This is a genomic window from Mangrovibacillus sp. Mu-81 (assembly GCF_036867415.1).
Classification (GTDB): domain Bacteria; phylum Bacillota; class Bacilli; order Bacillales; family Bacillaceae_B; genus Rossellomorea.
In genome coordinates, this window is the sequence record NZ_JBAJHU010000003.1 from 684,400 (window position 1) to 694,789 (window position 10,390).

The 10,390-nt window shown below is 40.6% G+C and carries 10 protein-coding genes; 5 read left to right on the forward strand and 5 right to left on the reverse strand.

Annotated features, from left to right (window positions below):
- The first annotated feature begins 49 nt into the window (after nucleotides 1-49).
- On the forward strand, nucleotides 50-523 hold the full coding sequence (locus V6B33_RS10520) for a YndM family protein (RefSeq protein WP_334217689.1): 474 nt from the start codon (nucleotides 50-52) through the stop codon (nucleotides 521-523).
- Nucleotides 524-722: 199 nt separating this feature from the next.
- Here V6B33_RS10520 and V6B33_RS10525 read toward each other — a convergent pair whose 3' ends face one another.
- The 4 genes from V6B33_RS10525 to V6B33_RS10540 form a co-directional block, all read right to left on the reverse strand.
- Nucleotides 723-1,565 (reverse strand): dimethylarginine dimethylaminohydrolase family protein, encoded by an 843-nt coding sequence (locus V6B33_RS10525; protein WP_334217690.1) that lies wholly within the window; start codon nucleotides 1,563-1,565, stop codon nucleotides 723-725.
- A gap of 74 nt (nucleotides 1,566-1,639) precedes the next feature.
- Entirely contained in the window at nucleotides 1,640-2,656 is a 1,017-nt protein-coding gene (locus tag V6B33_RS10530) for a DUF3231 family protein (protein WP_334217691.1), read from the reverse strand.
- 66 nt (nucleotides 2,657-2,722) lie between these two features.
- Nucleotides 2,723-4,087: an amino acid permease gene (locus V6B33_RS10535; RefSeq protein ID WP_442915501.1), complete on the reverse strand. Its 1,365-nt coding sequence runs from the start codon at nucleotides 4,085-4,087 to the stop codon at nucleotides 2,723-2,725.
- A gap of 21 nt (nucleotides 4,088-4,108) precedes the next feature.
- Nucleotides 4,109-5,353 (reverse strand): MFS transporter, encoded by a 1,245-nt coding sequence (locus V6B33_RS10540; protein WP_334217692.1) that lies wholly within the window; start codon nucleotides 5,351-5,353, stop codon nucleotides 4,109-4,111.
- Between the two features lie 164 nt (nucleotides 5,354-5,517).
- Between V6B33_RS10540 and V6B33_RS10545 the strand changes: the two genes are divergently transcribed.
- On the forward strand, nucleotides 5,518-5,922 hold the full coding sequence (locus V6B33_RS10545; protein ID WP_334217693.1) for a hypothetical protein: 405 nt from the start codon (nucleotides 5,518-5,520) through the stop codon (nucleotides 5,920-5,922).
- Nucleotides 5,923-5,966: 44 nt separating this feature from the next.
- Here the strand turns inward: V6B33_RS10545 and V6B33_RS10550 are convergent, their stop codons facing one another.
- On the reverse strand, nucleotides 5,967-7,631 hold the full coding sequence (locus V6B33_RS10550; protein ID WP_334217725.1) for a ribonuclease J: 1,665 nt from the start codon (nucleotides 7,629-7,631) through the stop codon (nucleotides 5,967-5,969).
- Nucleotides 7,632-7,766: 135 nt separating this feature from the next.
- Here V6B33_RS10550 and V6B33_RS10555 point away from each other — a divergent pair, with 135 nt between their 5' ends.
- The 3 genes from V6B33_RS10555 to V6B33_RS10565 all read left to right on the forward strand — a co-directional run bounded on the left by V6B33_RS10555 (nucleotide 7,767) and on the right by V6B33_RS10565 (nucleotide 10,364).
- Nucleotides 7,767-8,012, forward strand: coding sequence for a hypothetical protein (locus tag V6B33_RS10555; RefSeq protein WP_334217694.1), 246 nt, complete (start codon nucleotides 7,767-7,769; stop codon nucleotides 8,010-8,012).
- 260 nt (nucleotides 8,013-8,272) lie between these two features.
- Nucleotides 8,273-8,899, forward strand: coding sequence for a LysE family transporter (locus tag V6B33_RS10560; RefSeq protein WP_334217695.1), 627 nt, complete (start codon nucleotides 8,273-8,275; stop codon nucleotides 8,897-8,899).
- A gap of 172 nt (nucleotides 8,900-9,071) precedes the next feature.
- Entirely contained in the window at nucleotides 9,072-10,364 is a 1,293-nt protein-coding gene (locus V6B33_RS10565; protein ID WP_334217696.1) for a hemolysin family protein, read from the forward strand.
- The last annotated feature ends 26 nt before the right edge of the window (nucleotides 10,365-10,390 follow it).

Here is a 10,390-nt window from a genome sequence, read left to right on the forward strand (position 1 = left end):
AGCATAATTTCTTCAATAAGGAGAATCCTAAGCGCAGGAGGGATTATACATGAAACATGTAAAAGCTTTTGCCATAAAGTTTGCAGCAACATTTGTCATTTTATATTTGATTCTGGCGGGTATCGATGGTATTTCATTTGGTGATGTATTCTTGATGTCCATGGTATTGGGAGCACTTGCGTATGTCGTTGGGGACTTATTCCTGCTGCCGAGAACAACGAATACAATTGCGGCTATGGCTGATTTCGGCCTTGCATTCGTCGTCATTTATTTTATGAGTGATGGCCTGTCTGATGGGGGACCATACCTGACAAGATCAATTCTGGCTTCCCTTGGACTTATGGTGTTTGAATTATTCTTTCACAGGTATCTTGCACATAATGTGTTTCCGGATCATGGGGAAAAAGAAACAAAAGAACCGGCCAACCTACAATATCAAACAGAATCTTCAGAGGAAATCCATCCTGATTTCTCAGAAAAGATGACTGATGAGTTTCACTTGCAAAACAGAGACAAGGAATAGAATAGATCTACTTTGACTCTCGCATATTGATAATAGGCAAACTGAACATGATTAAAAAAATTGTTTGAATGTGACAGTAAAGCCTTATCATTAAACAGCGCAACTCCAAGGGCTCGGAGTTGCGCTGTTTATTTTATTCCCATCATTTATCAATACCTTTAATAGCAGTGAAATCTTATAAAGGGTTCATAACTTACTGTCATATTCCTCGATTCAAAGGGAGTGTACAACATCTGAATGAACCACCAGACTTTATGATTTCATCGAACTCGACTTCTATTACTTCATACCCCCGATCACGAAGCTGTGAGTTTACACCTTCATTCACAGGCATGCTGATGATTTTCTTATTCCCTATAGAAAGAACATTTACTCCCATTGTAAATTGTTCCTCGCGGGTAACGTCAATCAACTCAAATTTAGAGGCTAGCCGGTCCACGTCTTCCTTCATTAATCCCTCACGATGGATAAGTGCTTCACTTTCGGAAATGATGTTGAAGATACAATCCAGATGAAGGATGTCTTCACGTATTGACATTGAAACTATACGATAGTCGGGAAGGAAGGACTGGATCTTTTCAACAGCACCTGCAGTCGTTCTGTCACTTAAGCCGATGTAGACAGTATCCCCGTGTACAAGCACGTCACCTCCTTCAGTTTCATCTTCAATAAGATCTATGTACTCAAACCCATTATCGTCCAGCCACTTTTTCAGTTCTCTTTCTTCACCTTGTCTGACCGGCATTTTCATATCCGAAATGAATAGTTTTTCACCAATAGTAAACCCGATATCTCTTGTAAATACTTGTTCTGGATACTCTTCCTTAGAAGGCAGTATGTGAGTTTCGATTCCGTTATTTAGTAAGACTTTATGAAAATTCGAATGTTGGATGACGGCTTTTTTTACATCGATGTTATCTTTATGATAGCGTCTTTGTGTCTCGTTTATCACATGGATAATTTTCATATACTTCGGCGGACATAAGATTACGTTGTGCAATGTGTCGTATTCATTATGACATACTGATTGGTTTCGTTTCATATAAATCCTCCTTGAATCATTTGTATAATGAATTTGATTAGTAAGTGAGGAGACAGAGGCAACATAACCTGCTTTTACTCTTTCTTTTCAGAAAGTTTTTCCTTATCAATTGTCCCTGGAGGCTGCTCAAGCCACTTGTTCTCGATCATAATATAAGCTCCGTCCTTGGCATATTGTGCAATTTCCAACGATAAGCGTTCATAATTCAAGATTAAATCTGAGCGCTGGCTTGCAGCAGCAGCTGTTGCGTAATTGCCTGTACCTGTGGCACTGAGCAATGACATATGAAACAATATCAACTGATCGGAAAAAGGGGGTACAGTTGAATCTGTAATGGAAATATCTGATGGTGCCGGAGCATGGATATTATTATCCAATAGCATGCTTGAAAACACCTTGACATGTTTTTTTGATATTTCGCTTCCTCTCATCAGCCAGTTCTGAACATCTTTTCTTGGAGAGGTCTGAGCAAAACTCAAAGCCAGCTTGGCTCCCATGATATTGGTTTGAATATTCATGGCGAGATGAGAGATTTCGACAACGTTCAGAGGCCGTTGTTTACTGAATAAACTAAAGCCGCTCAAATACTTCCTGCTGTCCACATAGTCCCTTTCGGAAGGATAGGCGATATATGGCGTGCGAACAAATAATCCTTTGGAAAGTGCTATGTCCGATGCTTTATCATACAATTCAGAGGTTTCTTGAAGACCATCCATATAATAGTTGCGAATATCTTTTCTTGCACTCATGGAAATGAATCCACCATAACCGAGAAGTCCGACCCTTGCCATGTGGTTGATATATGTCAATTTGAACATGTCCGTGTATAATCTTGGTGCGTTGAGGTTCACGTGCTTCTCAATAGGAAAGCCGATCGGTACGGGAATATCCTCATCTATAAAAAATGCTTCTATTTTATCCAGGTGTGCAGAAGCGATGCCTAGCGTATGTTTCACAAGTTTATGAATTTCTTCATCTTCTGTATGCTCAAGGAAAAACGACATTATGCACTTAGACATAGAGTCGTTCATATAGGATGTCCATAAACATGCAATTTCTGATGAAGTGAGTAATATCCGATTCTGAGCCATACATTTTAGCCTCCATAAAGTCAAAATAATTGTATATATTATTTGCACTTTTGGATATTCTATACCTCAGGTCGGCTGCTCTTTCTTCCATTTCTTATTCATAATAAATGCAACAACAGCAATCAATGCAACAAACAATAAAGAGATATAGAAACCGGATCGGATACTTTTCTCCATGATCGTCCCTGATACCGCCGCAAACAGCAATAACAATCCAAACACACCCATGACCTTCCCAAATATTTTTTCTTTCAGTACTTTGAAAGAAGACAGAATGATAAAGGCCCAGTTATAGAGAAGGAGTATGCCCGCAGCTGTTGTGATGTATTCATACACCTTACCCGGTAATAGAAGTGCCGTCACAACAGAAGCAACCAGCCCTGCAGTGGCGAGTGCCAATGAAGGCAGGGGAAGATTTTTATGTTTCTTCATTTTCTTCTGAAAAATCTTTGGGGCATCACCATCCTTTGACAAGTTGACCAATAGAGTGGTCACTCCAAAGAGTGCAGCCGTCAACGTAGAGAAGCCTGCAATGATTATGGCTCCATTGAATACATGAGGAAAAAAGGGCAGATTGTGATTACTTAATGCTGTGACAAAAGGACTCTCCTTGTGACTGAAAGAGTCCAGAGAGATAAGCATGACTGCCAGAGCCAAGGAGACAGAATAGATGACCATTAATGCAAGAAGCATTACTTTGCCCGCTTTCGGCGCTTCCTCTTTATTCTTTAGTTCCATGGACATCAGACCAATGACTTCAATACCGCCATAGGCATAGAACGCATAAATCAAGGAAGACCAGAAACCTTTGAATCCTTTCGGGAGCAGAGAATTTTTGTCCAATTCAATTCGTGGAATTTCACCTTTGCCATCGATCATACCAATTAAGGCAAGCGTGGCTATCACAATAAACATAATAATGGCAGCTGTCTTAATAATGGCAAATATATCTTCTGCTTTATCAAACCCTTTCGTTCCAAGGAGCACAATCAAGATGGATAGGACGGAGTATCCGCTGGCAAACACCCAGAGCGGGAAATGGGGAAACCAGAATTGGGACAGTATGGCGAGGGCTGTCAGCTGACTACCCATTATCAATATATTGGAACACCAATAATTCCATCCGCAGCTAAAGCCTGCCCATTTCCCGTAAGCTTTCGTTGCATAATAACAGAAAGACCCTTCCTGTGGGTCTTCTGCAGTCATTTTCGCAAGTAGATTATAGACAATGTACGTTCCGATTGCAGCAAGGATGAATGAGAATACAATGGAAGAACCTGTCTGTCTGATGCCGATCGCAGAACCAAGAAAATAGCCCGTACCAATCGTACAGCCGACTCCGATTAAAGAGAGATGCCACCAACTCATGCTTCCTTTACCGTCAGAACCAGAACCACTTGTATTCGTGCACCCAGCAGTTTGATTTTCCATTTCATCCTTCCTTTCTTAAGACTATAATGTCGCTTCTTCTAATTGCGGTTTTTCCTCTGTTTTGATAAACATAAATACCATACCCAACACGACTAGAGCAATTATACCTGCAGCAATAAAACTGCCGTTCAGAAAATTCTTCATAAATATTGACACCAAGGGAGGACCTGCCGCTACACCGATAAAACGGGAGGAACTGTAAAATGAAGAAATTGTTCCCCGTTCCTCTTTCTCAATATTTTCAGTGATAATCGCATCCAAGGTAGGCAACAGTGCCCCGATTGAAAGTCCAAGCAAGCTGGTCACTACCAGAAGCATAATCAATCGATCACTGGCAAACCCCACAAAGGATACACTTGCAGCAATGGCCAGCAGACTGAACATGATGATTTTTTTCATTAATTTCAAGTCCCCTTTTATCTTCCGACCGGTGATGAAAGAAGAAATACATAGAGCAAGTAGTGGAATCGCCAATACAAACCCTTTCTTTACCCCGTACAAGTTGTGTGTCTTCTCCAGGATGTCAGATAGGAAAAAGAGGACGGCAAATAGTACATACATGGCAAAAATGCCGACTGTAAACACAGTGAAGATCCATTTACCTTCATTAGTGAAAATTTTTTTTGTCTTTTTAAGGAAAATTTTTAATTCCACTGGTTCTTCTTTTTGCTTAGGTGCCTTTATAAAAAATAGGACCAATAAGATTGAAATCAAACTGAAAAAGGAAATCGAAAAGAATGGCAAATACCATAAAAATGCGGCAAATAGTGCACCAAGAATGGGACTCAGTACTTTCCCGAACGTGTTGGATGTTTCTATGATCCCGAGACAGGAACTTGTTTTTTCGTCGTCATCCTTGTAAAGATCACCGACAAGGGGAAGTATGATTGGGGCTGCACCAGCTGCACCGATTCCTTGAAGTACCCGTCCGATAATGATCCACGTAAACGGCTCATTAATTTTCCAGGAGGCATATCCAGCAACCAGTCCTCCGATCAGCGCAAGAATCAAGCTTGGGATGATGACGATCTTTCTCCCGAAGCGATCAGACAAATATCCAGCAACTGGTATAAGAAATATGGAAGCAATTGAATAAGAAGTAATGATCATACTTGTTTGAAAAGAAGAAATGCCAACCTTACTTTCAAATATAGGCAGGACCGGTATCAGCATCGAATTTCCCAAAGTCATTACTAAAGGGATGGAAGCCATGCTGACAACACACCAATTACTGACTTTATTATCGCTTTTGCATTGTTCGTTCATGTCGACACCTCATAGTGGATTCTATAGATTACTACTAAAGTATTTGGAAATAGGGCAAAGTTCATTCATTACGGGATTGGCTAATTAATTCCAACAAAGAAAAGTCAGGATATTAATTCGCGACCGGAAGAAGGATAGGAATAATAAATCATGGAGGAAGAAATATGAGAAAAATCTTATTATTGACAGTAGTAATCTATTTGTTTTCGAGTCAACATGCAGCCTATGGGAACGCAACTTACAGATGGGAAGTGAAGTTCAAGGATATTTCAGATGGAAGACAGACGATCATGATAAAAAATACCGGATCAAAGGTTCACGCGGTGAAGGCAGAGGTAAAGAGCCAAAAAGTAAGTGGGGCAGAAATTCCATTAACGCCTTATATAACAAGAAAGAATGTAAAAGGAAATGAAACATTTTCATTTGAAAATGTGGACAATGCACCGGTATTGTTTGTGAAAATCACTTGGAGGGACGAGTTAATGAAGATGAAATCCAGTCGTTTAGCATCCGGTGAAAAGAAAACCTTTATCCTGGAAAAAAGAGGAAGTGAGATTACAATAAAATGAATGAAGCAGCTTCCCTTTAAAATAAGGAAAGCTGCTTCTTTAATTTATATTTCAATGATCACAGGGAGGATCATTGGTTTTCGTTTAGTGTGCTTAAAAAGATACTGGCCAACAGACCTCTTTATACTTTGCTTGATGACACTCCATTGCCTTCGTTCTTCTTGGGGCAGCTCGCTGAAAACCTTCTCTGCCAGCGTATTCAGGTCATGAATGAGCCTTTCTGAGTTTTTAACAAATACAAATCCACGGGTAATTGTGTCAGGTCCTGAGAGAATCCTTTGATCTGACTTGTTAAGGGTTATGATGATGACGACCATTCCATCTTCCGATAGCTGTTTTCGGTCTCTTAACACAATTGAACCTACATCACCAACACTAACTCCATCAACGTATGTATCGCCTGAAGGGACAGAACGTGTTTGTCTTGCAAGACCGTTCTCGATATCAACGACTTCACCGTTTTTGATGATAAATGTATTACCTTCTTCAACACCAACGCTTTCAGCAAGCATGCGATGGTGGTGGAGCATTCGGTTTTCACCATGAATCGGGATGAAATAAGTAGGCTTGATTAATGTTAGCATTAATTTCAAGTCCTCCTGATATCCATGACCTGAAACATGCATGCCTGTAGTGCTTCCAGAACCATATATAACATTTGCCCCCAAATGAAAGAGATTGTCGATGATTCTTGATACCGACTTTTCATTACCGGGAATCGGAGAAGCAGCGAGTATGACAGTATCACCGGGATAGATCGACACGTCGCGGAATTGACCGGATGAAAGTCTGCCAAGTGCAGCCATCTGTTCCCCTTGACTTCCAGTACAAAGGATTGCCACCCCGGAAGGATCGTGAGTGTCAATTTCCCCGGATTCAATTAACATACCTTCGGGAATATCTAAATATCCGCGCTCCATGGCAACTCCAATGACATTTACCATGCTTCGGCCAAGAAGCGCAAGTTTTCTATTTGTCAGTATGGCTGCATTCACAACCTGCTGAACACGATTGACATTGGAGGCAAAAGTAGAAACGAAGATTTTCCCTCCGGCTTTTATAAATGCCTCATTCATATGCTCTCCGACCATCTGTTCTGATGGAGTCAATCCCGATCGTTCAGCATTCGTACTTTCGGATAACAGTGCAATTACCCCATTCCTGCCGATATCTGCAATCTTGTGCAAGTCAGATCGCTGATGATTCATTGGGGTTAAATCAAATTTAAAATCACCGGTGTGGACAACCTTGCCTTGAGGGGTATGAAATACGACCCCGAGACAATCAGGAATACTATGACTGACACTGAAAAAAGATACACCGATTGACCCCAATTGCAGAATGGTACTTTCATCAATTGTCATTAATGCGGTATCTCTTAGCAAACGGTGTTCCTCCAGTTTCAATTCAATCAAGCCCAGCGTAAACCTAGTAGCATAAACCGGAATGTTCATTTTCTTCAAGAGGTAGGGGATGCCGCCGATATGATCTTCGTGACCATGTGTTACAATCAGCGCCCTGATTTTATCCCGGTTTTCTTCTAGGTATGAGACATCAGGAATGATCAGATCGATTCCGGGAAGGCTCTCATCCGGAAATTTCCCTCCGCAGTCCACAATTACTAAATCCTCATCGTACTGCAAGACATACATGTTTTTACCGATTTCATTTATGCCGCCAAGGGCAAAGATAGAAAGTAAGTTGTTCATCATAGGTCCCTCCAATTGATATTGTGCGAATATTATTCCCCGCAACAGCAGAATGATGAGTGCCGGAAAGAACAAGTTACGCGAATAATCCCTGCTTAACGCAGCATCCTAAGATTAAAAAGTGGAGGGACTAATATGGGGTATGACACACGGGTAAAAGAACTTTGCGAAGCGGTTGAGCATGCACAAATTGCCGTATATCACTCACAAGAACAAAACGATACAGGACAGTATCAGCACGCTCAGCAGCTGATTGCATATGTCTATCAGTTACTGCATGAATTAAAAGAAGAACATGTCAGTGAAACGGACTCCCTAAAAATGAAACATGCCAGGGAAATGATTAGACATCTGCAGGAAACGCAGGCATCACTGCAATAAGAAAGGATGTATTTCAGATTGAAAAGAGTTGAAAAACAACAATATTGTAAGAAATGCAAACAGGAAACACTTCAAATATTAACTGAAGACGCATTGGAAATTGAAACAACCTGTACAAGATGCAATCGGACCCAAAATATAGCCAAGACATTTTTCTGACTCAAGGACTCGATCTTTGAGTTAATTTTTTTCTGAAAGTTGTAGTACAAGCACTATGCTTCGAATAAGGATGAAATATGTCTTTATTCGGGAGGGGAAACATGGATTCACTGATTACATATTTTTTGTTAGGCATTTCATTAGCTGCCCCCATTGGACCGGTCAATGCAGCTCAACTTGATAACGGGATCAAGCACGGTTTTTTTTCTGCGTGGGTGTTCGGTATAGGAGCACTCCTGGCAGATGTAATATACATGCTGCTGATTTATCTCGGAGTCATTAAATTTATTGACATGGAATCCATGAAGACATTTTTATGGTTTTTTGGATGTTTCGTTCTTTCATACACAGGTATCGAAAGTCTGATAAAAAAAGAAGAGTTCAACCTGAATAGTGAACAAAGAGAAGGGCAGTTACTTTCGAGGTCATTGTTTTCAGGATTCCTGATTTCCATTTCAAATCCATTAACCATCCTTTTTTGGCTGGGAATATATGGAAGCGTTCTTGCTCACACTGCCAGTAAATTCACACATGATCAATTGCTTCTCTACAGTAGTGCAATGATCGGCGGCATTCTAATATGGGATTTTACAATGGCAGGTTTAGCAAGTCTTGCCAAAAATATTTTTCACTCGGGCTTTTTAAGGGTGATTTCTGCAGCATCTTCTATATCTATGATCGGGTTTGGAATCTATTTTGGGGTACAGGCAATTAAAGCACTGTTATAAAAGGAAAACGCTTAGAAAAGCATTTCACTTTCTAAGCGTTTTCCTTTTATCGGAGCGGGTAAGGTATTAAAGCAAACCTTTCGTGGAATGAATAAGGTTTAATGGACTGTTATTTAACTTATGCATATGAGTAACTTGGAGGTGAACGTCTTACTATGTAAGACGATATGTAATGGCTCTTAATCTCTTTCTCCTTGTATTATTAATCGGGCTGACGGCGTTTTTCGTCGCAACCGAATTTGCAATAGTTAAGGTGAGGACGTCGAAAATCGATCAGCTCATCACTGAAGGCAAAAAAGGGGGTATTGCCGCTAAAAAGGTGGTCACGCACCTGGATGAATACTTGTCAGCCTGTCAACTGGGGATAACCGTCACGGCACTTGGGCTTGGGTGGCTGGGAGAACCGACAGTCGAGAAGCTGCTTCATCCCCTATTTGAATATTTTCAATTAAGCGAGTCGTTAACTGAGATCCTGTCATTTGCAATTGCTTTTGCTTTAGTCACCTTTTTTCATGTGGTTGTAGGAGAACTCGCTCCAAAAACAGTGGCGATTCAAAAAGCCGAAAAAATTACGCTGCTATTCGCGGGGCCGATTATTCTCTTTTATAAAGTCATGTTTCCTTTTATTTGGCTTTTGAATGGGTCAGCCAGAGTTTTTGTGGGTTTTTTCGGTATCAAGCAGGCATCTGAACATGAACTTGCCCATTCGGAAGAAGAAATCAGGATTCTGTTATCAGAGAGCTATGAGAGCGGTGAAATCAATAAATCGGAGTTAAAATATGTTAATAATATCTTTGAATTCGATGAAAGAATTGCAAGAGAAATCATGGTGCCCCGGACAGAAATGGTTACCATCTCAAAGGATGCATCATTTGAAGATATTAAAGTGATCATATCATCCGAGCATTACACCCGTTATCCTGTCGTTGAAGATGGAGATAAGGACAATGTTCACGGTTTTATCAATGTGAAGGAATTTTTGACGGCGAAAATGGTAAGGGGAGAAGAAGGTGAAAGGCTGGAACCATTCATCATTCCGATCATACGGGTAATCGAAACGATACCCATCCATGACCTGCTTGTAAAAATGCAAATAGAACGTGTTCATATCGCGCTGCTTCTAGATGAATATGGTGGGACATCGGGTTTGGTGACAGTAGAGGATATCATTGAGGAAATCGTCGGTGAAATAAGGGATGAATTTGATGAAGATGAGATGCCCGAGGTGCAGAGAATAGGTGAGAACCATTACGTAATTGACGCTAAACTGCTGCTGCATGAAGTAAACGAACTCCTGGATACCGATTTCGTTCATGATAGTATCGACACCATTGGAGGATGGTATCTGGAGGAATGTATGAATCAGCAAAATCAGGAAATCAAAACAGATAACGGTTTTCTTTTCACCATTCATGAAGGAGACGGACATCATATTCAGTACCTGGAAGTGAAGAAAGCAGAATAGATAAATAAAAAAAGGCATGTGCTGAA